21 protein-coding genes are annotated in these 25,214 nt (G+C 34.4%); 6 read left to right on the forward strand and 15 right to left on the reverse strand.

Going from position 1 to position 25,214, the window contains the following annotated elements; translation table 11 throughout:
• Positions 1-6: 6 nt before the first annotated feature.
• The 7 genes from sufC to RM519_RS08990 all read right to left on the reverse strand — a co-directional run bounded on the left by sufC (position 7) and on the right by RM519_RS08990 (position 7,103).
• Positions 7-744: a Fe-S cluster assembly ATPase SufC gene (sufC, locus tag RM519_RS08960; RefSeq protein WP_311593378.1), complete on the reverse strand. Its 738-nt coding sequence runs from the start codon at positions 742-744 to the stop codon at positions 7-9.
• A gap of 26 nt (positions 745-770) precedes the next feature.
• Positions 771-2,219: a Fe-S cluster assembly protein SufB gene (gene sufB / locus RM519_RS08965; protein ID WP_311593379.1), complete on the reverse strand. Its 1,449-nt coding sequence runs from the start codon at positions 2,217-2,219 to the stop codon at positions 771-773.
• Positions 2,220-2,228: 9 nt separating this feature from the next.
• Entirely contained in the window at positions 2,229-2,558 is a 330-nt protein-coding gene (locus RM519_RS08970; protein ID WP_311593380.1) for a HesB/IscA family protein, read from the reverse strand.
• Positions 2,559-2,706: 148 nt separating this feature from the next.
• On the reverse strand, positions 2,707-3,789 hold the full coding sequence (locus RM519_RS08975; RefSeq protein ID WP_311593382.1) for a cytochrome-c peroxidase: 1,083 nt from the start codon (positions 3,787-3,789) through the stop codon (positions 2,707-2,709).
• Entirely contained in the window at positions 3,776-4,516 is a 741-nt protein-coding gene (locus RM519_RS08980; RefSeq protein ID WP_311593383.1) for an MbnP family protein, read from the reverse strand. The genes RM519_RS08975 and RM519_RS08980 overlap by 14 nt, the downstream gene beginning before the upstream one ends.
• A complete protein-coding gene (locus RM519_RS08985) occupies positions 4,513-5,847 on the reverse strand; it encodes a hypothetical protein (protein WP_311593384.1) in 1,335 nt (444 codons plus the stop codon). Before RM519_RS08985 ends, RM519_RS08980 begins: the two co-directional genes overlap by 4 nt.
• A gap of 2 nt (positions 5,848-5,849) precedes the next feature.
• Positions 5,850-7,103: a choice-of-anchor B family protein gene (locus RM519_RS08990; RefSeq protein WP_311593385.1), complete on the reverse strand. Its 1,254-nt coding sequence runs from the start codon at positions 7,101-7,103 to the stop codon at positions 5,850-5,852.
• Positions 7,104-7,222: 119 nt separating this feature from the next.
• Between RM519_RS08990 and thiL the strand changes: the two genes are divergently transcribed.
• The gene (thiL, locus tag RM519_RS08995) at positions 7,223-8,272 is read left to right on the forward strand and encodes a thiamine-phosphate kinase (RefSeq protein WP_311593386.1); all 1,050 of its coding nucleotides are present in this window, start codon (positions 7,223-7,225) and stop codon (positions 8,270-8,272) included.
• Here the strand turns inward: thiL and RM519_RS09000 are convergent.
• From RM519_RS09000 to RM519_RS09015, 4 genes are all read right to left on the reverse strand, one after another.
• Positions 8,269-8,778 carry a DUF4251 domain-containing protein gene (locus RM519_RS09000; protein WP_311593387.1) on the reverse strand — a complete coding sequence of 170 codons (510 nt, stop codon included), beginning with the start codon at positions 8,776-8,778 and terminating at the stop codon, positions 8,269-8,271. The two genes, thiL and RM519_RS09000, sit on opposite strands and share 4 nt — an antisense overlap.
• A gap of 73 nt (positions 8,779-8,851) precedes the next feature.
• On the reverse strand, positions 8,852-9,370 hold the full coding sequence (locus RM519_RS09005; RefSeq protein ID WP_311593388.1) for a DUF4251 domain-containing protein: 519 nt from the start codon (positions 9,368-9,370) through the stop codon (positions 8,852-8,854).
• 48 nt (positions 9,371-9,418) lie between these two features.
• On the reverse strand, positions 9,419-10,195 hold the full coding sequence (locus RM519_RS09010) for an alpha/beta fold hydrolase (protein ID WP_311593390.1): 777 nt from the start codon (positions 10,193-10,195) through the stop codon (positions 9,419-9,421).
• A 3-nt stretch (positions 10,196-10,198) separates the two neighbouring features.
• The gene (locus RM519_RS09015) at positions 10,199-10,855 is read right to left on the reverse strand and encodes an endonuclease V (protein ID WP_311593391.1); all 657 of its coding nucleotides are present in this window, start codon (positions 10,853-10,855) and stop codon (positions 10,199-10,201) included.
• A 105-nt stretch (positions 10,856-10,960) separates the two neighbouring features.
• On the opposite strand from RM519_RS09015, the gene RM519_RS09020 reads away from it, so the two are divergent.
• A complete protein-coding gene (locus RM519_RS09020) occupies positions 10,961-12,271 on the forward strand; it encodes an aspartate kinase (protein ID WP_311593392.1) in 1,311 nt (436 codons plus the stop codon).
• 67 nt (positions 12,272-12,338) lie between these two features.
• Here RM519_RS09020 and RM519_RS09025 read toward each other — a convergent pair whose 3' ends face one another.
• Positions 12,339-13,631: an aminopeptidase P family protein gene (locus RM519_RS09025; protein WP_311593394.1), complete on the reverse strand. Its 1,293-nt coding sequence runs from the start codon at positions 13,629-13,631 to the stop codon at positions 12,339-12,341.
• A gap of 97 nt (positions 13,632-13,728) precedes the next feature.
• Between RM519_RS09025 and RM519_RS09030 the strand changes: the two genes are divergently transcribed.
• The 4 genes from RM519_RS09030 to RM519_RS09045 all read left to right on the forward strand — a co-directional run bounded on the left by RM519_RS09030 (position 13,729) and on the right by RM519_RS09045 (position 19,130).
• Entirely contained in the window at positions 13,729-15,564 is a 1,836-nt protein-coding gene (locus tag RM519_RS09030) for a T9SS type A sorting domain-containing protein (protein WP_311593395.1), read from the forward strand.
• A gap of 136 nt (positions 15,565-15,700) precedes the next feature.
• The gene (locus RM519_RS09035; protein WP_311593396.1) at positions 15,701-16,375 is read left to right on the forward strand and encodes a succinate dehydrogenase cytochrome b subunit; all 675 of its coding nucleotides are present in this window, start codon (positions 15,701-15,703) and stop codon (positions 16,373-16,375) included.
• 3 nt (positions 16,376-16,378) lie between these two features.
• Positions 16,379-18,382, forward strand: coding sequence for a fumarate reductase/succinate dehydrogenase flavoprotein subunit (locus RM519_RS09040; RefSeq protein ID WP_311593397.1), 2,004 nt, complete (start codon positions 16,379-16,381; stop codon positions 18,380-18,382).
• Position 18,383: 1 nt separating this feature from the next.
• Positions 18,384-19,130, forward strand: coding sequence for a succinate dehydrogenase/fumarate reductase iron-sulfur subunit (locus tag RM519_RS09045; protein WP_311593399.1), 747 nt, complete (start codon positions 18,384-18,386; stop codon positions 19,128-19,130).
• 212 nt (positions 19,131-19,342) lie between these two features.
• On the opposite strand, the gene RM519_RS09050 is transcribed toward RM519_RS09045, so the two are convergent.
• The 3 genes from RM519_RS09050 to RM519_RS09060 form a co-directional block, all read right to left on the reverse strand.
• Complete coding sequence (locus tag RM519_RS09050; RefSeq protein WP_311593400.1) at positions 19,343-22,105, reverse strand: TonB-dependent receptor; 2,763 nt, start codon at positions 22,103-22,105, stop codon at positions 19,343-19,345.
• Positions 22,106-22,315: 210 nt separating this feature from the next.
• Positions 22,316-23,887, reverse strand: a complete 1,572-nt coding sequence (gene pgi, locus RM519_RS09055; protein WP_311593401.1) for a glucose-6-phosphate isomerase — start codon at positions 23,885-23,887, stop codon at positions 22,316-22,318.
• A 19-nt stretch (positions 23,888-23,906) separates the two neighbouring features.
• Positions 23,907-25,166 carry a M23 family metallopeptidase gene (locus RM519_RS09060; protein WP_311593403.1) on the reverse strand — a complete coding sequence of 420 codons (1,260 nt, stop codon included), beginning with the start codon at positions 25,164-25,166 and terminating at the stop codon, positions 23,907-23,909.
• Between the last annotated feature and the right edge of the window lie 48 nt (positions 25,167-25,214).

The following is a 25,214-nucleotide window of genomic DNA, read 5'->3' on the forward strand; positions in this document are numbered from 1 at the left end:
AGTTTCTTACTTAATCCAGTCGTATCCTTTTGCTTCTAATTCTAACGCTAATTCTTTTCCTCCCGATTTTACAATTTTACCATCATGTAAAACGTGCACAAAATCTGGTACGATATAATCTAACAAACGTTGGTAGTGTGTAATTACGATTACGGCATTTTCTTTAGTACGTAATTTATTTACACCATTCGCTACAATTTTTAAGGCATCAATATCCAAACCAGAATCTGTTTCATCTAGAATGGCTAATTTTGGCTCTAGCATTGCCATTTGAAAAATTTCATTACGTTTTTTCTCACCACCTGAAAATCCTTCATTTAAGGAACGCGATAAAAATTTACGATCCATTTCTAACAAAGCAGATTTTTCACGAATTAATTTTAACATGTCTTTTGCAGGAAGTTCTTCTTCACCATTGGCTTTTCTTTTTTCATTAATAGCCGTTTTGATAAAGTTTGTAGTACTCACCCCAGGAATTTCAATTGGGTATTGAAAACTCATGAAAACACCTTTATGTGCTCTTTCGTCAGGCGATAATTCTAAAACTGATTCATCTTCTAAAATAACATCTCCGTCGGTTACTTCAAACGCTTCATTTCCAGAAATTACAGATGATAGCGTACTTTTACCAGACCCGTTTGGTCCCATAATAGCATGTACTTCTCCTGCTTTTACCTCAAGGTTAATTCCTTTAAGTATTCCTTTATCTTCTACTCCTGCGTGTAAATTTTCTATTTTAAGCATGTGCTTTAATATTTATGTGTTGGTTCTTAACCAACAGATCCTTCTAAACTAATTTCTAATAATTTTTGTGCTTCTACAGCAAATTCCATAGGTAACTTATTCAATACTTCCTTACTGAATCCATTTACAATTAAGGCGATTGCTTTTTCGGTATCAATACCACGTTGGTTACAATAGAACAATTGATCCTCACCAATTTTACTTGTTGTTGCTTCGTGTTCTATTTGTGCCGACTTATTTTTTGATTCTATGTATGGAAAAGTATGCGCTCCACATTTGTTACCCATCAATAATGAGTCACATTGAGAGAAGTTCCGAGCATTTTCGGCCCTACCATTAATCTGAACAAGTCCTCTATAAGAGTTTTGAGATTTACCTGCGGAAATACCTTTTGATATGATGGTACTCTTGGTGTTTTTTCCAAGGTGTATCATTTTTGTACCAGTATCTGCTTGCTGATAGTTATTTGTAACAGCAATAGAATAAAATTCACCAACTGAATTATCACCTTTTAATACACAACTTGGATATTTCCAAGTTACGGCGCTTCCAGTTTCAACTTGTGTCCAAGAAATTTTTGAATTGGTATGGCAAATTCCTCTTTTAGTCACAAAGTTAAATACACCACCTTTTCCGTCTTTATCACCGGGAAACCAGTTTTGAACTGTAGAATATTTTATTTCCGCATCGTCTAATGCAATTAGTTCTACAACTGCAGCATGCAATTGATTTTCGTCACGTGCTGGTGCTGTACAGCCCTCAAGGTAACTTACATAACTGCTTTCATCTGCTACTACTAAAGTACGTTCGAATTGTCCAGTACCTCCTTCATTAATTCTAAAGTAGGTCGATAATTCCATTGGACATTTTACACCTTTCGGAATGTAACAAAATGAACCATCAGTAAATACTGCAGAATTTAATGCAGCATAAAAATTATCAGTTTTAGGAACTACAGTTCCCATATATTTTTTTACCAATTCTGGGTATTCCTGTATTGCTTCTGAAATTGGCATAAAAATAATGCCTTTTTCAGCCAAGGTTTCTTTAAAAGTTGTTGCTACAGAAACAGAATCTACAACAATGTCAACTGCAACTCCTTGTAATTTCTTTTGCTCATCTATAGAAATCCCTAATTTCTTATACATCTCTAATAATTCAGGATCTACATCATCCAAAGACTTATTAGGATCTGCTTTTTTAGGTGCAGAATAATAACTGATGGCTTGGAAATCTGGTTTTGGATAATTTACATTAGCCCATTCAGGCTCTTCCATTTGTTCCCAAATTCGAAAGGCATCTAAACGCCAATCGGTCATCCATTCGGGTTCATTTTTCTTAGCCGAAATAGCACGAATAATATCTTCATTCAATCCTTTAGGAAAGGTTTCCGCATCTAAATCGGTATAGAAACCATACTCATATTCTTGAGTTTCGAGTTCTTCCCGTAAATCGTCTTCTGTATATTTTGACATGATAATAAATTAAAGTGAAAACGACTCGCCACAGCCACAAGTCCTATTGGCATTAGGGTTTTGAAAAACAAACCCGGTACCATTTAGACCACCTGAATACTCTAATGTGGTTCCAATTAGATATAAAAAACTTTTCTTGTCAACAACAATATGAATACCATTGTCTTCAAAAACCTTATCTTCTTCTAATTGCTCTTTGTCGAATTTTAAATCGTAAGAAAGTCCAGAGCATCCTCCGCTTTTTACACCAACACGAACAAAATCATTTGTTGCATCAAAGCCGTCTTCAGTCATTAATTCAACGACTTTCTTTTTCGCTATGTCTGATACTTTTATCATAATTATTAAAGTATAGATTAATTCTAAATTGGCTGCAAATATAGTGACAAAAAATGATATTTATCATATACTGTCAATCGAATAAATAGATGTACTAATAGACGTTTTTAATAGTAATGTTCTTACATTTTTAAGCAAGAAACTCTGTTTAATTCGGATTTTGAAAGTCTGGGTTGTTAATGAAAGTAGGGTCTGACAGCGAAAGCAGGAAGGCTTTTAAATCTGATTTGTCAGATTCTGATAATTGTACCCCGCCATTTTCAACGGCTTTCATTAAAGGGTCGATGGTAGATGAGTGTTGTAATCCTTCAGAATAATGAATGATAACTTCTTCCAAGGTAGCAAAACGACCATCGTGCATAAATGGTGCGGTAAAGGCTAAATTTCTAAGAGAAGGAGATCTAAATTTCCCGTTGTCTGCAGGGTCTCCAGTTTTGGCTCCTAAGCCTAAATCCGTAAATGTTGCGTCTAAACCGTTGTTGTGAAAAATATTATCGGTCCATAACGGATTATTAGCATTTCCATGACAATGAAAACAGTCTCCTTTCGATTCATCCATAAAAATATTGAAACCATTCAATTCTTGAGGAGTCAAAGTTGTTGTGCCGAGTAAATGTTGATCAAATCTTGAGTTTGCGGAAATTAAAGTTCGTTGAAATTGAGCAATAGCCTTTGTTACTAGAGTCGAGTCTATTTTTACATTGCCAAAGGCTTGGTAAAACAACTCAGTATATTCAGCATGATTCGCTAATTTCTCGGCATTAATTTTCCAATCGCTGTGCATTTCAATAGGGTTTACAACGGGTTCTAATGCTTGGTTTTCTAAACTAAAAGCGCGACCATCCCAAAAAAAGTTTTCGTCGTAATTCCAAGCCAAGTTAAAAATAGGCATGGAGTTTCGTGTACCTAAATCACCGTTTATACCTTCAGAAAAGCGATCGGCATCTGAAAAAGCATTTTCTGGTGCATGACAGTCTGCACAAGATTGACTATTGTCGCCAGATAAAATTGGGTCAAAAAATAATTTTCTACCCAAATTCACTCCTTCAACCGTTTGAGGATTGTCAAAAGGAATTACTGGATCAATAATATTGTCAGAGAATAATTTAGGAATTTCTAAAGGTAATGGAGTCGGTTCGTATGGAGCATAGGTTGTTATTCCGTCTTCATCACAACTCCATAAAAACAGTAAAACAGAAGTAATAAGTAATATGTTTTTAATTGATTTCATCTAAGCTAAACACGGATTTTCCATTTACATTCATTAGTTTTTGCGCATGGTAATTCATCATTAAATCTATATCGTAGGTTTCTAAATCCCAATCGTATGGATTTGTAAACCATTCTGCTATATTCATTCGAATATTTATGGTTGATTCTTGTGTGAAATTGAATCCATCCAGTGCTACATTGAAATAATTTTGTTCAAATTCTCCGGGGTTTTTTCTAGCGGTACCCATGTGATATGCGTACGGGTTTTCTGTTCCTCCACTTTCATATTTTCCTTCTAATTGCATAAAGTGATAACCGCCACCTAACATGGTTGGCCAATTCCAAGATGCTGAATTTAAGTCAGGGTAGGCACCATCTAAATTGTCGTTTTCATCAAATCCAAAAGTAAATGACATACCGGTGTAATTGTTAAATGGAATGTTCGGAGCATAAGCAATTAGGTTTGATTCGTTTAAATCTACTAAAATATATCCGTCAATTGGAATTGAAGTATTATCCGGAAGGTGTAAAACGATATCAGAAATTAGATAGCGCAATTTTGTTATACTCAATTCTTGACCAAAAGCATTTGTACAGTTCTGTTCATTAAATTTTATTTCTTTTCCGTTCCAATTATGATTAAATTGAATTGAAAGTTCACCCGATGTTGGTTGGATTGTATCATCATCACTGCAAGAAATAAAAACGAATAAAAATAATAGGACTATAAGTTTTAAAAATTTCATTCTACGTTGATCTTTATAATTAATACATCAGAAAAACCTTTGTTTTCCATAATATCTCCACTATTACTAAATGTTTCACCGACAGCAATAATGCTGCCATCTTGCAATTGGGAAATTCCGTAAGCAAAATCTATCTCACCACCTCCAATACTTTTTTGCCATTCTAAATTGCCTGATTCGTCAATTTTTAAAATCCAGGCATCATTTTGTCCTTGGTTTAGAATAAGATCACCATCTCTACTTCTAGAACTTCCTGCTAAAAGAAATCCACCATCTTGTGCAGGACTTATATGCCTTCCTACATCGAAACTAGAACCACCGTAGGATTTCTCCCAAAGTAAGTCACCATTTTCTGAAATTTTTACAAGCCAAACATCAGCCGCACCCTTGGGTTTGGATATATCTTGGTCATTACTTCTGCTATCACCTAAAATTAAAACGTCACCTTCTTTAGATTTAGCAATACTTTTAGCTTCATCAATTTGAGTCCCTCCATAGGATTTTTCCCATTCTAAAATGCCATTTGCATCAATTTTTACAACCCAAAAATCATATTCTCCTTTATTGTCGGAAATATCAACGTCATTGCTGTCTGAAGAGCCAATTAGAATGAACCCATTATCGTTTGTTTCAATCGCATCAAAAGCAGTTTCAGTAAAGGTTCCGCCAAAATAGCGCCGCCATTCTTTGTTGCCGTTTGAATCTAATTTTATTGCCCAATAATCTCCACCTGCATGCTTTTTATTTGCGTATTTGTCATTGCCATTACCTCCAGATGCAGACACATCTATTACACCGGAAACAATAAACCCATTATCTGATGATTCAATAATAGATAACGCTTGATCAATTCCTGAAAATCCGTGAGATTTTTCCCATAATATATTTCCTATTGCATCCAGTTTTAATATCCAAATGTCTGATAGTCCGTTGTTTTCTGAAACGTCTCCATCATGACTATCTGTATAACCTGCAATAGCAAAACCATTATCTGAAGTCTGAATTATTTTGAAAGCCTTTTCGGTAGCTGAACCGCCAAATGATTTAGACCATTTTAATTCATCAGAATTGTTAAACTTCAACAACCAAAAATCAAAGTCTGTACCTGTTTTCGCTGAGACATCACCATCGTTGCTTTGTGTAAACCCAGCTACTATATAGCCACCATCATTGGTGTTAATTACGTCATTTGCAACGTCGTTCAAACTTCCTCCATATGTGTTTACAAATTTTATTTGTGGTACAACAGGTTCAGGAGTTAGAGAATCGTCTTTGTCTGAACAATTGAAAAAGAAAAAAGAGATGAATAGTATGAAGCCTATTTTTCTCATTATTACGTGCCGCTTTTTCGAACTATATAAAAACCACCTTCTATATCGTTAACAATAATATTTCCGCTTTCAAAATATGGATAAACATTCCATACACCATTAAAACTTGCGTTATCATTTGCAGGGTAAGTATCAAAAAAGCCCTCTTCTGATATGTTTCCGCTTTCAATATTTGTGATATCAATAAATCTTATGCCTGCAGTATAATTTGCAATATAATAGGTGTTTCCTTTTACATAGCCATTGTGGTCTATTGCCATTGTTGGCCCGATATATGATGCATGTTCAGTCGGGTTGTCTAAGTCGGTTAAATCAAAAATTAATGTTCTTGTATTAAATCCAAAATCAATTTCATCTAATTCGTCTCCGACTATAAAATACTTCATGTCTTCAGTAAACCATCCTTGATGTGTGTATCCTTGTTGTGAATAGGTAATTTTTTTAATAATTGTAGGATTTGATTTGTCTGTAACATCGGCAATAACAACTTCATTTACGCCAAATCGTTCTCCATTACTTCCAATTAATATTTCTTTTCCTGTATAATCTAAATCTGGGCCGTTATAGGTTACAACTTGAGCATCGTGGCTATATCCTCCATCTGAAATTCCTCCGGCTGCAATCGGGTTTTTTGGGCTTTGCACATTGATAAAATGAGCACCACCACCAAATGTCTTAGTACCAACGGCATACGCAAATCCAGATTCTTCATTAATAACAATATTATGCGCGTTTCCAAAACCGGTATAATGAGCATCCACTGCAAATGTTTCCGGAGCGTTTACAACATTTCGTAATCTAGTTAAATCGAATACTTGCATACCATGGTCCTGCGCTTCACTTACAATAAACGCGTGATTATTGAACACTTTAATATCTCTCCAAGAACTATTTACCGTAGCAGTAGGCAATGTTCCTAGTATAATCGGATTCTGAGCATCGGTTATATCAATAAAAACAGTTCCTTTATTAATTCCGACTAAGGCATATTCGTTTCCAGTGGTGCGATCCGTCCATCCCCAAGAATCGTTCCCCTCTGTATTTGGCCCTCCGAGTTCTTCTGTACTAACATGTGCCATTAAATCGTAACCGTTGCAAGGGTATTCTCCAGCCATTCCGTTAATACATTCAAATAATGCTTTTGAAGGAGGATTGGTAGGAGTTTCAATAGAATCATCCGAGCAGGAATTAACAATAAACCCTAAAAGAATTAGCACGCTAAATATACAGTGGTTTAGGGGGGTATTTTTTTTCATAATGTAATTTGATTGAATTGAGCAATAAATCACAAAAATCATGCTAATGTGATAAAAATTATAGAATTTTGCACTCTGAACAAATGTATCAAAATTTAAATCAATAAAATATTTGGACCATGTTAAAAGATAAGAATGAGCAGAGAACGTCTATTTCAGAACTGGGTGAATTCGGTTTGATAAAACATTTAACAAAGTATTTTAAAATTCAGCAAGAATCGACTGAAAAAGCGATTGGCGATGACGCTGCGGTTTTAGAATTTTCTGATAAGCAGACATTGGTTACAACGGATTTATTGGTTGAAGGAGTTCATTTTGATTTGGCTTATATGCCTCTGAAGCATTTGGGATATAAGGCAGTAATGGTAAATTTATCTGATGTGTACGCAATGAATGGAACTGCCACTCAGATTACAGTTTCCATAGCACTATCAAATAGGTTTCCTTTAGAAGCGGTAGAAGAATTATATGCAGGTATACAATTGGCTTGTGATACTTATAAAGTCGATTTGATTGGAGGAGATACGACTTCTTCTACTACAGGTTTGTTAATAAGCGTTACTGCATTAGGAGAAGTGACAGAACAAGATGTTGTGTACAGAAATGGAGCCAAACCAAATGATTTATTAGTTGTTTCAGGAGATATAGGAGGAGCCTATCTTGGATTACAAGTTTTGGAAAGAGAAAAACAAGTTTTTGCGGCGAACCCAAATTCACAGCCAGATTTAGAGCAATATTCTTATATAGTTGAAAGGCAATTAAAGCCTGAAGCAAGAAAGGACATAATAAAATTATTGAAGGACTTAGAAGTGAAACCAACTTCTATGATTGATATCTCGGATGGGTTATCTTCAGAAATTCTACATTTATCGACACAGTCTGAAGTTGGATGTAACTTGTATGAGGATAAAATACCATTAGATCCTCAAGTAATTTCAACTTGCGAAGAGTTTGAAATTGATGCTACTACGATTGCATTAAGTGGGGGTGAGGATTATGAATTGTTATTTACAATTAAACAAGAAGACTTTCCAAAAATTAAAGCAAATCCACATCTAACTGTAATAGGTCACATGACGGATGAAAGTGAAGGAATAAATTTAGTTACGCGCGCAAATCAGAAAATAGAACTTACTGCACAGGGCTGGAATTCGTTCAAAAAGGACTAATTAACCGTTGGTGTTGATTCAATTATTCCATCATAAACCATTCTTGATCTTAGATTACTTACAACCTGTAAATTGGTTCTGCCATTTCTATAGATTGCCATATTAAAAGTGAATGTTTCTGTTTTGTGAACAACTTCAAAATTAATTTTAATTTTTTGCTTATTATCGTTATAGATTACCTCAAATATAGTGTCGTCTGTTGAAAATTCAATATTAGACTTATTACTTGGGGTATAGCCCGCTTGGAAGTTTCCAACAAATGGCAAGTTTACATGTAAAAAATTTTCTTCTATTAAGACTCCATCTCCAACAACTTGAGTATTAGATCCTTTGTAAGGTGTTAAGTTTGCAACTTTAAAAACAACCCTTCCGTCCTCAATCATTTTTTTAGTAGCGTTGTATTCTTCAAGTTTCTGCTTGTTTTTAGTTTCCTTTTTTGATTGTGAAAAACTATTTTGACCAATGAATAAGGTAATTGTCAGAATTAATAAGTACTTGAATTTCATTTTATATAAAGTTTAGTTGGTGATCAATTTAATTCAATGTCTAAAGTTAATTAAATTCTTGAATTAAAAAGATTTAATTGTCTTTTTTGTCTTCCAAGAGAGTAACTTTTCCATTATAAGAAATACTGTTTCTCGAACTACTCGAAATTCGAACAGTTGCGTTTCCATTACTAAACACTTCCATATGAATATCAAATGTTTCCGATTTTTCTGTAGCTTTGAATTTAATAATGATTTTGGATTTTTTATCATTAAATTCGGTACTGAATTCTGTATTAGAGTTTGTAAAAACAATTCCACCATTACCACTATAATGTGCCGTTTGAGAAACACCAAAAAAAGGTAAGTCGGATGTTGACTTTTTTCCTTCAATTTTTAATGTGTTTCCATCTCCGGTAATATTGACTCTTCTTCCTTTTTGCGTATTTACCCAGTCTGGAACAAACACAAAATTCCCACTTTCAATGATTTCTTTCGTTGCGCTGTATTCTTTCTCCTTTTGTTGTTGCTTTAATTCTTTTTTAGATTGCGCATTTATAGTTTGTATTCCAAATACCGAAAAAGATAATAGTATTAAAAAAACTTTTTTCATGATTATTATTTTTTAATTAGTCCTATAAAAGGAAATATACTTGCAAAATTAGCAGAAAGTAGATAATATATTAACGACATCATTGGTCGTCTCTATGTGAGACATATGTCCATCCCTTAGTTCTATAAATTTAGTAGTCGTATTTTTAACTTGATTTTTGTGAATTCTAATGTCTAAAACAGTGTCATTTATACCTAAAATCAGCATTTTTTTAAATGTTTCATTTTGAAGCAATTCAATTCTTTCTTCTCTTATTTTCATCCCCTCTAAAGACGCTATAATTCCTTGCTTCGAAGTTTTTAACGCTTCTGAAGTTACTTCGTTAATTTGTTTTTTTAAATGTCTTCTGTTATGCTTAGAAAACAACATTGGAATAGATACTCTAATAAATGTTTTGTGATTTTCTTTTACAGCTTTAATGGCTCTTTCCCTACTTACTTTTTTTGCGCTAGAATCAGCAAAAGCGGTTGAGTTAAGTAAACAAAATCCTTTTGTGTTTTTTGGATATAAATCTGCAAAAGCCAATGCAATATACCCTCCCATGGAATGGCCAATAAGAGTTGCTTTTCTAATATTTAAACTTTTAAGCAATTCCCTTATAAGTTTTGCATGATCTTCCATAGTGTGTACATAGCCTAAATTACCAGTCTTACCATGTCCTAACAAGTCAATAGAAATTACTTTATTTTTCTTTGAGATTTGTGGAATTAAAAATTCCCACATACCTAGATTTTCTAAAAAGCCATGCAAAAGAACAATTGCTGGTCCTTTACCCGTAGATTCATATTGAACCTGTATGTTGTTGTACTCAAAAAAACGAGACATAATTTAACTTTTTAGTCTCTTAATTACCGAAAAAGCCTTGTCGACTAAGTAGTCTTCTACTAGAATCGTAAATTCATTGGTGGTAGAAACGACTTCGTAAAGAGAGATTCCTTCCCAGGCCAAGCGCTTAAATATTTGATAGTATAAGCCCGTAATTTTTGAGTTGTTTGCAGGTAAACTGATGCTTATGGCGGAAAGGTTTTCTTGAAGGCCTATTTGGGATTCATTCTTAAAGCAATCTGTCACAATTTTCTTTTCGGAACTTGAAATAATAATGTTACTTTCATGAATTCCACGGGTAAAAGCGTAGAATATTGAAGTATTGGTCCCTAAATGTTCTAAGATTTTAGAATGACTGTCAATAATTGTACGTGAATTTTGAAAAGTAAAATCACTTAAATTAGAACGAACAGTTATGTCTCCTAAATTTTGTAGAACGCGTCGAAGTTTTAACGAACTTCCTAAATCTTTCGGAGGGTTATATCTTCTTAAAGCCATCATTATTGCTCCAGATTTTACCGGTTTATGAAGCATTACACTGACAGGACGTTGCAGTTCCTCTGCAAGGGCAGAGTAATTGATAATATTTCTAGATAGGGCTTCCTCTAAAAATGGTTGTGCAACTAAAATTTCTTCAACACAAGATGCTATTGTTCTCATTTGTTAATTATTTAACAATCTGTACAAAAATAGTATAAATATTTTATTTTTATGGGTTTAGACAGCATTAGATATACTTTTGATGGTGAAAATAAAATATAGGATATGTTAGTTTTAAAATTTGGAGGTACTTCTGTTGGTTCTGTAGAGAATATGATTAATGTTAAGAACATTATTAAAGCGGGCGGAAAGAAAGTTGTAGTTCTTTCGGCAATGTCTGGTACCACAAACGCTTTAGTTGCACTTTCAGAAATCATTAAGAATGGCGAAACAAAAGAAGGATTGACGAGTTTGGAAACCCTTTATAAAAAATATGTATCAACTATAGATGAGTTGTTTCATCAATCTGAATTAAAGCAAGAAGTCGGAAATTATATTGATGGTGTTTTTGACTTTTTGAAGGATAGTTTAAATGAGCAGTTTTCAGAATTAGTATATAATCAGGTCGTTTCTCAAGGAGAATTATTGTCAACCTATATTTTTACACATTATTTAACGCAAGAAGGTTTAAGTGCCCGATTATTACCAGCGCTAGATTTTATGAGAATTGACAGAAACAAGGAGCCGGATAACTTTTATATTCGCCAGAATTTAAATAGGGTTATAGACGAAATGATTCCCGCTGAAATATACATAACGCAAGGTTTTATTTGTTTAGATGCTGATGGAAATATTGCAAATTTACAACGTGGGGGTAGCGATTATACAGCCACAATTATTGGTTCTGTAATGAGTGCTGATGAGGTTCAAATTTGGACAGATATAGACGGTTTCCATAACAACGACCCTCGATTTGTTGATAATACGCATGCTATTTCTGATTTATCTTTTGATGAAGCCGCCGAGTTGGCTTATTTCGGTGCAAAAATTTTGCATCCACAAACGGTAATGCCAGTTAGAGAATTTGATATTCCTGTTCGTTTAAAAAATACGATGTCTCCAGCCGCATATGGTACTTTAATTACAAGTGAGATTCACGGAGAAGGAATTAAGGCTATAGCGGCGAAAGATAACATTACTGCAATAAAAATAAAGTCAGCAAGAATGTTAAATGCACATGGGTTTTTAAAGAAAGTTTTTGAAATATTTGAGAAATACGAAACAGCAATTGATATGATTACAACATCTGAAATTGCAGTTTCACTAACAATTGATGACGCTTCAAATCTAGAAGGAATTGTAGAGGAACTTAATAAGTTTGCAATAGTTGAGGTAGATCAAAATCAGAGTATTGTTTGTTTGGTAGGGCATTCGGTTATTTATCATCAAGACACCCATAAACTGTTTCAGGTATTACAAGATGTTAATGTTAGAATGATTTCTTATGGTGGAAGCAACAACAATATTTCATTGTTGGTAAATACTGACGATAAGGTGGAGACTTTAAAACAAGTTCATTCTTACGTTTTTGAATAAAGTATCGTACTTAAATTATGATTTGGTTATATATAAAAAAGGAGCGTTTAAAACGCTCCTTTTTTCTTTATGAATTCATTAATTTCTCAATTTCATCAATTTCTAACGGAATATCTGCCATTAGATTTAGTGGTTCTCCATTTTCTTGAATCACATAATCATCTTCCAATCGAATGCCTAAATTTTCATCAGGAATATAAATTCCAGGCTCAACAGTAAAAACCATTCCGGCTACCATAGGCTCTGTCAAAATTCCATAATCATGTGTATCTAATCCTATATGGTGTGATGTTCCATGCATAAAATATTTTTTATAAGCAGGCCATTTTGGGTCTTCATTTTTTACATCATCTATTGTAATTAGTCCAAGGTCAATTAATTCTTTGGTCATAATTTTTCCAACTTCTACATGGTAATCTGCCCAAATGGTACCAGGTACTAACATTTTTGCCGCTGCTTTTTTAACACGTAATACAGCATTGTAAACATCTTTTTGTCGTTCAGTAAATTTTCCTGATACTGGCACACAACGTGTCATATCACTTGCATAATTACCATAAGAAGCTCCAACATCCATTAAAATAACATCTCCGGTTTTACATTGTTGGTTATTCTCTATATAATGTAGTACATTGGCGTTGAAACCACTTGCAATAATTGGTGTGTAGGCAAAACCTCCAGATCTATTTTTTAAGAATTCATGCGCAAATTCAGCTTCCAATTCAAACTCCCATACGTCGGGTTTGGTAGCTTTTAATATTCTTCTAAACCCTTTATTTGTGATGTCACACGCTTGTTGAATCAAAGTAATTTCTTCAGGTTCTTTTACCGAACGTAATCTTTGCAAAATTGGCTGACTTCTTAAATACGTATGAGCCGAATATTTTTCTTTACACCATTTTACAAAACGTGCTTCGCGAGTTTCTGTTTCTATATTTGCTCTGTAATGTTCATTTGTGTTTATATAAACATTTTGTGTTTGCGTCATTAATTCAAATAATACTTTCTCTAAATCTTGTAGCCAATACACGGTTTTAATACCAGATGTTTCTAATGCTTTTTCTTTTGTAAGTTTTTCACCCTCCCAAATAGCAATATGCTCATTTGTTTCCTTTAGGAATAGGATTTCTTTATGTTCTTCCTTAGGAGCATCAGGAAAAATAACAAGTATGCTTTCTTCTTGGTCAACACCGCTCAAATAGAAAATATCTCTGTGCTGCGCAAAAGGCAAAGTGCTATCTGCACTTATAGGGTAAATATCGTTTGAGTTAAAAATGGCCAAAGAATTAGACTTCATTTTAGAGGCAAATTTTTGACGATTCTTTATAAAAAGATTATTGCTTATTGGATGATATTTCATATTGATTCAAAATTTAATCAGATTGTAAAATTATATAATTGTAATTAAATGAATGGTTTTATGACCAATAAAAAAGTTACTAGAATATTTTATTAATATGAGAAAAACGATAAATCAAAAAATTACATATACATTTCTATTTCTCGTATTAATTACACCTCAAATTATTGCCCAACAATTAATGTATGAGGTTCCGATATCGCAGCAGGTAAAAAACGCTTCGCTAATTATAGAGGGGGAAGTAATTGGTAAAAGATCATATTGGAATGCAGATAATACAAAAATCTTTACGATTAATACCGTTGAGGTATTTAAGGTATTTAAAGGGGAGCCAATGAAATTAGTTGAGGTAATAACCAAAGGAGGAACCATTGGGTTGAATTCGCATAGTGTAAATCCAAGCCTTAAGTTAAGAATAGGAGATGTTGGAGTTTTTATGTTAGAAACGCATTCAGTTTCTTTTAAATCAAGTAAAGGTTTTGGAGTTCCATCGTTTCAACCATATAGTTCTAAGCAAGGTTTTTATAAATATAGTTTAGAGGAGAACTTAGTTGTTAATCCATTTAGAATTCGTAAAAATATTAGTGGGGCCTTTTACAAAGAATTAAAAAATTTAACCAAAACTAACTTTGATGAGGTTAAAAAGTATGATATCGATGTTGAAATTTTTGAAAAAAATTCGAAACCATCAAAAATATTGGCAACTACAATAACAGGTTTTAGTCCTACAATTAGCACAGCAGGAACTAAATCTGTTCTAACAATCACTGGGACAGAGTTTGGTACTGAACAAGGAACAGGTGTTGTTGAGTTTAAAAACTCCGATGATGGAGGTGCTACTTTCATAGAAGCTCTCGCAACAGAAGTTTTAAATTGGAGTGACACTGAAATTACGGTCGAAATACCATCTGATGCTGGTACTGGTGTTATAAGAGTAGATCCTGATGGAAATGCTGGGCCTGTTGCATCTCAATTTACATTAACAATTTCTTACGCTCAGATCAATGTAACTTCGGATGCCGTAGATTCGGAGGTCGAAGTAGCATATCAAACTCAGCACACAAATTTACATGCGCCAACTGGTGGAATAGAGTGGAATATGAATACAGATTTTAATGAAGATGTCAATTTTCCAGGCGCTAAGGCCTCTTTCGAAAAAGCTATGGAAACTTGGCGTTGTGAAACAGGAGTTAATTGGACAATATCTAATAATCCAGTGCCGAATGATTCAGCTGAAAGTGATGACGTTAATATAATAACCTTTAGCAACGGAGATACTGGAAATTTAGGAGCTTGTACAAGTTACTTTTCTGGGTGTTTTATTAATGGGGGAACGGATGTTCAATGGTATGTTAATGAAATAGATATCGTTTTTAATAGTGCGGTAAGTTGGTATACTGGAACAGAAACTCCTGGAGGGTCTGAACATGATTTTGAATCGGTAGCAGTTCATGAGTTAGGACATGGACATCAATTGGGACATGTTATAGCCCCTGGAACTGCAATTATGCATTACGCATTTGATAAAGGAGACGCTTTTCGAATGCTAAGTTCAGATGATATAGATGGAGCTAATGATGTGCATAGTAGAAGTACTTCAATAGATGTTTGCAGTACAATTAGGTCGGAAGGTGTTATGGCTGATTACGCTGGCGTCTGCCCAACAGCAAGTTTAGATAACCATTTATTAGATGAGGGTATTTCAATATACCCAAATCCCACGGAATTAGAATTTAGAATTGAGAATTCGACACAATTGAACTTACAAAACGCTGAAGTATATGATGCCACCGGACGATTATTAATCCAAAAAGAATTGAATGGTTTAAGTGGAAGTGCTCCTTTTGACGTAACTTATTTATCACAAGGGCTCTATTTTGTAAAAATCATTGCAGATGAGGGTTCTACCACAAAAAGATTTTTGAAAAAGTAAGATATAAATTAAATTGAAATGTAAGGATTAGCCGTTTTTTAAATTCAATCTAAATAATTTAAAAAACGGTTATTTATTTTTAAGAGCAGCGCCTAAGTATTATCTTTGTTGTTCTTAATAAACAACTAGATATAAAATGAGCGGATTACTATCTTCCTCGATTGCTAGAAAAGTGTCCATGGCACTTTCAGCATTTTTCTTAATGTTTTTCCTTTTACAACATTTTGCTATTAATATTACTTCTGTTTTTAGTGAAAGTGCTTTTAATGAAATTTCACAATTTATGGGTGCAAACCCAGCAGTACAATTTGTGTTGCAACCAATCTTAATTTTTGGTGTGGTTTTTCATTTTGTCATGGGATTCATTTTAGAAATAAAGAATAAAAAAGCGCAAGGCGTAAAGTATGCGATGAACAATGGAAATGCTAACTCGACATGGGTAAGTAGAAACATGATTTATAGCGGACTTGCAATTTTAATTTTTATCATTATTCACTTTATCGACTTCTGGTTTCCAGAAATAAACACCAAGTTTATTCAAGGAGATTGGTCTGGAATGCATAATGGTGAATTACGTTTTTATCATGAGTTGCAAGAAAAGTTTGTTCCGTTATGGAGAGTGGCTTTATACAGCATTGCATTTGTGTTTTTATCATTACACTTATTACACGGATTCAATTCTGCTTTCCAGTCTATGGGAGCAAATAATAAATACACCAATGGATTAAAAACATTTGGAAAATGGTATGCAATACTTATTCCGGCTGGTTTTATTTTCATTGCAATTTTTCATCACTTAACACATTCATAAGGTATGTCTACATTAAATTCAAAAGTACCTAAAGGCGCCATTGGCGAAAAGTGGTCAAAATATAAAGAACATATTGACTTAGTAAACCCAGCAAATAAGCGTTTGATAGACGTGATTGTTGTTGGAACAGGTTTGGCTGGGGGTTCAGCTGCTGCTACTTTGGCAGAGTTAGGATATAACGTAAAAGCATTTTGCTATCAAGATTCTCCGCGTAGAGCACATTCAATTGCAGCGCAAGGAGGTATTAATGCGGCAAAGAATTATATGGGCGATGGTGATTCTAATTACCGTTTATTTTACGATACCGTAAAAGGAGGTGATTACCGTTCTCGTGAGGCAAACGTACATCGTTTGGCTGAGGTTTCTGGAAACATTATTGATCAATGTGTTGCACAAGGAGTTCCTTTTGCACGCGATTACGGTGGTTTGTTAGATAACCGTTCATTTGGTGGAGTGTTGGTTTCTCGTACGTTTTATGCGAAAGGCCAAACAGGTCAGCAATTATTACTAGGAGCATATTCTGCAATGAATCGTCAGATTGCTCGTGGTAAGATTCAAATGTACAACAGACATGAAATGTTAGATGTTGTAAAAGTTGATGGAAAAGCAAGAGGTATTATTGCGCGTAATTTAATTACTGGTGAAATTGAAAGACATTCTGCACATGCTGTTGTCATTGCAACAGGTGGTTACGGAAATGTTTATTTCTTGTCAACCAATGCAATGGGTTCTAATGCCACTGCAGCATGGAAAATTCATAAGAAGGGAGCTTATTTTGCGAATCCTTGTTATACGCAAATTCATCCAACTTGTATTCCACGCTCAGGAGATTATCAGTCTAAATTAACATTGATGTCTGAGTCTTTGCGTAATGATGGACGAATTTGGGTTCCAAAGAATATGGAAGATGTAATGGCAATTAGAGAAGGGAAATTAAAACCGACCGAAATTGCTGAAGAGAACAGAGATTACTACTTAGAAAGAAGGTATCCAGCCTTTGGTAACTTGGTGCCTCGTGATGTAGCGTCAAGAGCGGCTAAAGAGCGTTGTGATGCTGGTTATGGTGTTAACGCAACAGGAGAAGCGGTATACTTAGATTTTGCTGCAGCTATTGAAAGATATGGAAAAGAGCAAGCCTTAATTCATGGTGTTGAGAATCCATCAAAAGAAAAAATCACGGAATTAGGAACTGGAATAGTGAAAGCCAAATACGGTAATTTATTCCAGATGTATGAGAAAATTGTTGATGACAATCCATATGAAACTCCTATGATGATTTACCCGGCGACGCATTATACAATGGGTGGAGTTTGGGTTGATTATAACTTAATGACAACGGTTGAAGGACTGTATTGTATAGGTGAAGCGAATTTCTCCGATCACGGAGCAAACAGATTAGGAGCGTCGGCATTAATGCAAGGATTAGCCGACGGTTACTTTGTATTGCCTTATACAATTGGAGATTATTTGGCCGATGATATTAGAACTGGACCTATCGCAACAAATTCACCTGAGTTTGATGCAGCGGAGAAAGAAGTAAATGATCGCATCGATTTCTTTATGAATAATGAAGGAACACATTCTGTAGACTATTACCACAAGAAACTTGGTAAGATCATGTGGGATAAATGTGGAATGGCTCGTAATAAAAAAGACTTGGAAGCAGCGATTAAAGAAATAAAAGAGGTTCGTGAAGATTTCTGGAAGAATGTTAAAGTTCCTGGAGAGGCGAATGAATTAAATCCTGAATTAGAGAAAGCGGGTAGAGTTGCCGATTTCTTGGAATTAGGAGAGTTATTTGCTAAAGATGCTTTGAATAGAGAAGAGTCTTGTGGAGGTCATTTTAGAGAAGAGCATGTTACTGAAGACGGAGAAGCAAAACGTGATGATAAGAACTTTGCGTATGTTGCTGCTTGGGAATATAAAGGAGAGCCAAGTGATGCTGTTTTACATAAGGAGCAGTTAGAGTTTAATGATATTGAGTTGAAAACTAGAAGTTATAAATAAGATGAATTTAACACTAAAAATATGGCGTCAGAAAAACGCTAACGATAAAGGAAAAATGGTCGACTATAAAGTGACTGATATTTCTGAACACATGTCTTTTTTAGAAATGTTAGATGTGTTAAATGAACAATTGGTAAATTCTGGTGATGAACCTGTAGCTTTCGATCATGATTGTAGAGAGGGGATTTGTGGTATGTGTTCATTATATATTAATGGAGAAGCACATGGACCAGATAGAGAAATTACGACATGTCAATTACACATGCGTTCGTTTAATGATGGTGACACTATTTATATAGAACCATTTAGAGCGGCAGCGTTTCCTGTAATTAAAGATTTGGTTGTTGATAGAACTTCATTTGATAGAATTCAACAAGCTGGAGGTTATATTTCTGTAAACACTTCTGGTAATACACAAGATGCAAATTCATTACCAATTGCTAAAGCGGATGCAGATGAGGCTATGGATGCGGCAACATGTATTGGATGCGGTGCTTGTGTAGCAACATGTAAGAATTCCAGTGCAATGCTATTTGTTGGTGCTAAAGTATCACAATATGCATTATTACCACAAGGCCAGGTTGAGGCAGCAGATCGTGTTATGAACATGGTTGCGCAAATGGATGCTGAAGGATTTGGTAACTGTACCAATACAGGTGCTTGTGAAGTTGAATGCCCAAAAGGTATTTCATTAGAGAACATTGCAAGAATGAATAGAGAATATTTAAAGGCAACTTCAAAAGGGTAAACCTTTTATAATATTTAATAAAAGCTCATCAGAAATGATGGGCTTTTTTTGTGTATTAATCAATCAGTTATAGTCGTGCTAAGGCTTAGGATTTTCAGTGTTTAAAGAATATTATAGAACTTGCTTATACTGAAAACCTTAATAGATCACTGGAAAATTATGACATAAAAAAACCGCCCAATGGGCGGTTTTAATTTTATAATAGAATAGATTTAGAATACAAATCTTAAAGATGTACTCCAAGTTCTTCCCCAACCATAATAAACACGGTTAGAAGTGTTAATTCCATTCCAAGTAGCGTCATTACCTCTATCACCAACATGGTAGTTAGTATCTGATTCAGAAATATACTTATGGTCACCTAAGTTACTAGCATTAAAACTTAAGAAGATAGAACGAGAGTTTTTCAAGTCAAATCTATAAGAAGCACCAGCATCCATTAAAGAATAACCAGGTAATTGTAATGATCCTTTATGATCTTCATCATTGAAACTAGCAGCATCAATATTTGCATATAAATTATCGAAATACTGTTGACTAAGTCTGAATTTTAAGTTGTCTGTTGCTTTCCAAGTTAAGCCAATTCTAGCCGAAACTTGTGCAGCATCTCCTACTTTTACTCCATCTAAATATAATACTTCGTCATCAGCACCAGGAATTGGGTTTTGATTTTCATCAAAATAACTAGCAGTTACATTTCCATCATATTCCCAGTTACCTACAGATCCCATAATGTCAACAATAAAGTTTCCGAAGTTCATAGAGCCTTCTAATTCAAGTCCAGTATGTACTTGTGTAATTCCGTATAAGTTTGCAACACCTCTTACTTCAACACCACCTACATCAAATGTTTGTGAAGCGCTATCAAATCTATCTTTCCAAGAAGTTCTATATGCATTAAAGTTTAATCTGAATTTTTCAGCTCTAAATCCATATCCAAGTTCAAAAGCAGTTACTTTTTCGTTTTGGATGTCAGGATTTAAGTTGTTACCAAAGTTTAAGTAAACTGCATCAAAGTTTGGTTGTCTAGAATAGTAACCTAAGTTACCAAATACATTGTGTTGTTCGTCAATGTTCCAGTTAATACCACCTTTAATGTTTCCACCAGCAATATTTTCCCAATCAGTTTCTTGATCTCCAGGAACTTCATTAAAGTATTCAATTCTTTTGAAACTTTGGTTAGAGTAAGCCCCTTGAATAAATGCAGAAACGATATCATTACTATATTCTAATTGACCAAATACACCAGCCCAGTTTACTAAACCGTCGTTGTTGTAATCAATTTTTTCTTGATCTGTAATGTTAGCAAATGGATTCCAATCTGGAGATGCTTCAACATAATCAGAAGGATTAATTAAGTTTCCAGATGCAGGCTCATTTCTGTTGTCATAATCAATATAGTTATCTCCTCCTAAGTCATCATTTACAACTCTATAGTGATATCCTTTATATGTTCTTAAATCAACACCAGCATCCATTGTTAATGTTTCGCTTAATTCGTTGTTATAGTTAATTACAGAACCAAACCAGTTGTGAGAGTTCATAGAAGCTCTACGAGAAATTCCATTGTCTCCTCCATATCTTCCTTGCCCACCTTGGCTAGTCGGATGTCCGTTGTTACCAGTATTTGAATAAGCTCCATTAAACATTTGTCTATCACTTCCGAAATCAGCAACAGTTTCTCCTCTGTTCCATCTTTGAATTTCAGCTACACGAACAATTCCTTGTGCGTTTTTGAATTTAGAAGAGTATTGACGAGATCCATTGATACGTCCAATTTCTCCAGTTCCACCTCCACGACCCCAAGAGGCGTAAACTACAGTAGACAAAGATGAGTTATCGTTAATTCTCCAATCCCAGTTTAAAGAAGCAACTGGTTTGTGGTAAAAGTTTCTTCTAAAAGAAAAAGCCTCACCATTTTCATCATAACCCCAATCACTATTGTATCTGATATCTGGTTCACCATCTTCTCCATACTTTAAGTAATCAGAAACTGGGTTTGCCCAACTTCTTTGGTGGTGCCATTGAGGTGCTCCAGTAAAGGTGAACATTAAATCGTGCTTGTCATTAATTTTTTGACCTAAACTTAAAAAGTAGTTGTGTCCTTCAAATTGAGTTCCATCAACATATCCTTCACCTGTAGTTCTACTGAATAAGAAAGATGCAGAAAACCCGCTATCCATTAAACCAGTATTGTAAGAACCTACAAATTTTTGGTATTCGTCGTTTCCAAAAGTAGTAGAAACTGAACCTCCTTCAGATCTATCTGAAGATCTTGTTACAACGTTAATAGTACCTCCTACAGAAGAAATAGCTAATTTAGAAGACCCTAATCCTCTTTGTACTTGCATAGCACTTGTTACGTCAGATAAACCTGCCCAGTTAGACCAGTATACCCATCCGTTTTCCATATCGTTAACTGGCATTCCGTTAATCATAACTGCCACGTTACGTTGGTCGAATCCACGAATGTTAATACGTGCATCTCCCCATCCACCACCTTGCTTAGTAGCATATACAGACGGCGTAGAGTTTAATAATTCAGGAAATTCTTTCGTTCCTAAAGTTTCAATAATTTCAGCAGATCTAATTGTAGATACAGCAACAGGTGTTTGTCTGTCTTTTGCGATATCAACAACTCCGGTAACTACAATCTCGTTTAAAGATTCTGCAGATTCCGTTAACTGAATTGTTCCTAAATCAGTAGTTGCTCCTGCTCCTACAGTATAGGCTAAAGTAACATCGTTAAACCCGATAAAAGAAACAGTTACAGTACCGCTACCAGCATCAACATCGAAAGAGAACTTTCCGTTGAAATCGGTAGATGCACCTTTTGTAGAACCAACTACAATTACATCTGCTCCAGGTAGCGGTGTGTTATCACCATCTACAACTGTACCAGTTAAAGTTTGACCATACATTGCAGCAGATGCTATAAACATTACTGCAAACAATAATTTTGTAATTCTTTTCATAAATAAAAAATTTGTTTTCAAAAGTTATGCAAATATATGTCATATTTTAGGTTCTAAATTAACGAAAAAGTATAATTTTTAACAAAAAATTGTGACTATCTCAAATGTAGAAATATTTACGCTTTATATTGAAAACTAGCACATTAGTTATTAACAAGGTTATGAAAAGGAAAGGAGCAATGTTAAGTAAACATTAACAAATGTTAAAGATTAGCGATTTGCGTAAATTTTATGCGCTAATTCCTTCCCAAGTTCCACTCCAAATTGATCGTAGCTAAAAATATTCCAAATAATTCCTTGAACAAAAATCTTGTGCTCATACATGGAAATTAAACTCCCTAAATTAGAGGGTGTCAATTTTTTAATTAAAATAGTATTGGAAGGTTTATTACCTTCAAAAACTTTAAACGGCATTAGTTTTTCAATGCTATCAAATTTTCCATCAAGTTTTAAGTCTAAGTGGACTTCATCTTTTGTTTTACCTTCCGCTAAAGCTTGTGATTGGGCATAGAAGTTAGCCATCAATTTTTCGTGATGCTCTTGATTTCCGTACAATGATTCTTCAAATCCAATAAAATCAGCAGGAATCATTTTAGTGCCTTGGTGTACTAATTGCATATAGGCGTGTTGTGAGTTGGTCCCTGCACTTCCCCATACAATGCTTCCAGTTTGGTAATCGATTTTATCTCCATTTCTGTCAACCGATTTTCCATTACTTTCCATGATGGCTTGTTGTAAATAAGCTGATAATTTGTTTAGATATTGTGAATACGGAAGAATGACCTCAGTTTCAGAACCAAAGAAGTTATTATACCAAATACCAATTAAAGCCAATTGAACAGGAATATTATTTTCGAAAGCTTCATTTTTGAAGTGTTCATCCATTTCAAAAGCACCGGTAAGTAAACTGTTAAAGTTTTCGAATCCTACGGCTAAACTAATTGATAAACCAACTGTGCTCCAAAGAGAAAAACGACCTCCAACCCAATTCCACATCGGAAAAATATTGCTGTTGTCAATTCCAAATTCAGCAACTGATTTTAAATTGGTAGAAACCGCTACAAAATGTTTTGCGATGGCCGCTTCGTTGGCTGTTTGTAAAAACCATTTTCTAATGGTTTGTGCATTGGTTAATGTTTCTTGTGTTGTAAAAGTTTTAGAAACAATCACAAACAATGTGGTCTCCGGATTAAGGTTTTTAATCACTTCTTGAACATGGTCTCCATCAATATTTGAAACGAAATGTACATTTAAATGATTCTTGTAATATTTTAAGGCATCCACCACCATATCTGGACCTAAATCAGAGCCTCCAATACCAATATTTACGACATCGGTAATAGATTTATTTGTGTAGCCTTTCCAGTTTCCAGAAACTACTTCATTTGTAAAACTTTCAATTTTAGAAAGTGTTTCTCTAATCTCAGGCATTACATTTTGCTCATCAACTAAAACAGGATTGTTAGATTTATTTCTTAAAGCCGTATGTAACACAGCTCGTCCTTCAGTTTCGTTAATTTCGTCTCCTCCGAAATATTTAGAAATAGCATCCTTCAATTCAGTTTCTTCAGCCAAACTAATAAGGTGTGAAATCGTTTCTTTTGTAATTCTGTTCTTAGAAAAATCAACAGAAAAGTCATTAAATTTTAAGGTAAATTCTTCTTTTCTTGAAGGATTGTCGTTAAAAAGTGATCTTAAATGAGTTGCTTGAATATTTTGAAAGTGTGTATCTAATTTTTTCCAAGCCTCGGTTTGAGTAGGATTTATATTTTTTAACGCCATGTTTTTTTTGTTGTGTTTGTTATCGGGCGGCAATTTCGGAAGAATTTTCAGTAAAAACAATTCCATCGAGTGTTGATTTTACGTCTTTAATAGCCTCTAAATAAATTGGCTTCAAATCTTCTTTCATAGGTTTAGCTGCTGGTAATTTTTGTTTTAAGGGATCTACTTGTCTACCGTTTTTCCAGAAACGATAACATACGTGTGGTCCACCAGTGTTACCGGTCATACCAACATAACCAATAATATCACCTTGTTTTACAACTTCACCTTTATTTACCGCTCTTCTACTCATATGCAAGTATTGCGTACTATAGGTTCCGTTGTGTTTTATTTTTACATATTTTCCGTTTCCACCTTTTTGTCTAGACTCCGTTACAATACCATTTGCAGTAGCAATAATCGGGGTTCCAACTCTAGCTGCAAAATCCGTTCCTTTATGTGCTCTTACTTTATTACCGTAATAGGCAATCCGTCTTTTTAGATTATAGCGTGAAGAGATTCTATAATCAAATTGAATCGGAGCTTTTAAGAATTGACGACGGAGAACATTGGTTTCTTCATCGTAATAATCTTCAATCATATTAATTGAGTCTGCTGTAAATTTAAAAGCATAGAATGGTTTTCCTCCATGCTCAAAATAAGCGGCTTTTATTTTTCCAATTCCAGCTGAAATAGTATCGTCGATAAATTTTTCTTCGTAGACAATCTTAAATTTATCATTGGGCATAATTCTAAAGAAATCAATTGTCCAAGCATAAATGGTAGATAACTCTGTAGTTATAACCGAACTTAATCCTTGTTCATCTAGAGTTTCTGATAAGGAACTTGTAATAATACCAGCTGCCGTTTTTTCAACAATCTTGATAGGTTTTCTAACTTTATTAGCCTGAATAGAGTCTGAAAAATCGACTACAGTATATTCAATTTTATTGTGTTGATAAATAAAAACTTGTGCTTGTTCTGTGGAATCTTTTTTTGCTAAAACAGTATACGGTTTTCCTGCACGAAGGTGTCGTACATCCAGAGAGTCTTTTATTTCAGTCGCAATTTTATAAATAGTCGGATATTCAACATGATTTCTGTCTAAAATCTCTCCAAAACTTTCACCATCTTTAAGGGTGTCTTGCACCACGTGGTAATCATCAAAATTGTACCCAAACAGCACGGTTGGTTCTATTTTTTCGACAATACTGGCGGCAATTAAAGAATCGGATGGCTTATCTTCTCCACATGCCACAAATAAAAGTACACCAATAAAAAGTGCAAAATAATTTTTCAAAAGAAATACAGTTTAGGGTTCCCTGTTATACAACGTGGCAAAAGTACA

Source organism: Urechidicola vernalis, assembly GCF_031846385.1.
Classification (GTDB): domain Bacteria; phylum Bacteroidota; class Bacteroidia; order Flavobacteriales; family Flavobacteriaceae; genus Urechidicola; species Urechidicola vernalis.

Bases quoted from the DNA above. Each gene is read 5' to 3' on its own strand.
- sufC (WP_311593378.1), bottom strand. From the start codon at position 744: ATGCTTAAAATAGAAAATTTACACGCAGGAGTAGAAGATAAAGGAATA.
- sufB (WP_311593379.1), bottom strand. From the start codon at position 2,219: ATGTCAAAATATACAGAAGACGATTTACGGGAAGAACTCGAAACTCAA.
- RM519_RS08970 (WP_311593380.1), bottom strand. From the start codon at position 2,558: ATGATAAAAGTATCAGACATAGCGAAAAAGAAAGTCGTTGAATTAATG.
- RM519_RS08975 (WP_311593382.1), bottom strand. From the start codon at position 3,789: ATGAAATCAATTAAAAACATATTACTTATTACTTCTGTTTTACTGTTT.
- RM519_RS08980 (WP_311593383.1), bottom strand. From the start codon at position 4,516: ATGAAATTTTTAAAACTTATAGTCCTATTATTTTTATTCGTTTTTATT.
- RM519_RS08985 (WP_311593384.1), bottom strand. From the start codon at position 5,847: ATGAGAAAAATAGGCTTCATACTATTCATCTCTTTTTTCTTTTTCAAT.
- RM519_RS08990 (WP_311593385.1), bottom strand. From the start codon at position 7,103: ATGAAAAAAAATACCCCCCTAAACCACTGTATATTTAGCGTGCTAATT.
- thiL (WP_311593386.1), top strand. From the start codon at position 7,223: ATGTTAAAAGATAAGAATGAGCAGAGAACGTCTATTTCAGAACTGGGT.
- RM519_RS09000 (WP_311593387.1), bottom strand. From the start codon at position 8,778: ATGAAATTCAAGTACTTATTAATTCTGACAATTACCTTATTCATTGGT.
- RM519_RS09005 (WP_311593388.1), bottom strand. From the start codon at position 9,370: ATGAAAAAAGTTTTTTTAATACTATTATCTTTTTCGGTATTTGGAATA.
- RM519_RS09010 (WP_311593390.1), bottom strand. From the start codon at position 10,195: ATGTCTCGTTTTTTTGAGTACAACAACATACAGGTTCAATATGAATCT.
- RM519_RS09015 (WP_311593391.1), bottom strand. From the start codon at position 10,855: ATGAGAACAATAGCATCTTGTGTTGAAGAAATTTTAGTTGCACAACCA.
- RM519_RS09020 (WP_311593392.1), top strand. From the start codon at position 10,961: ATGTTAGTTTTAAAATTTGGAGGTACTTCTGTTGGTTCTGTAGAGAAT.
- RM519_RS09025 (WP_311593394.1), bottom strand. From the start codon at position 13,631: ATGAAATATCATCCAATAAGCAATAATCTTTTTATAAAGAATCGTCAA.
- RM519_RS09030 (WP_311593395.1), top strand. From the start codon at position 13,729: ATGAGAAAAACGATAAATCAAAAAATTACATATACATTTCTATTTCTC.
- RM519_RS09035 (WP_311593396.1), top strand. From the start codon at position 15,701: ATGAGCGGATTACTATCTTCCTCGATTGCTAGAAAAGTGTCCATGGCA.
- RM519_RS09040 (WP_311593397.1), top strand. From the start codon at position 16,379: ATGTCTACATTAAATTCAAAAGTACCTAAAGGCGCCATTGGCGAAAAG.
- RM519_RS09045 (WP_311593399.1), top strand. From the start codon at position 18,384: ATGAATTTAACACTAAAAATATGGCGTCAGAAAAACGCTAACGATAAA.
- RM519_RS09050 (WP_311593400.1), bottom strand. From the start codon at position 22,105: ATGAAAAGAATTACAAAATTATTGTTTGCAGTAATGTTTATAGCATCT.
- pgi (WP_311593401.1), bottom strand. From the start codon at position 23,887: ATGGCGTTAAAAAATATAAATCCTACTCAAACCGAGGCTTGGAAAAAA.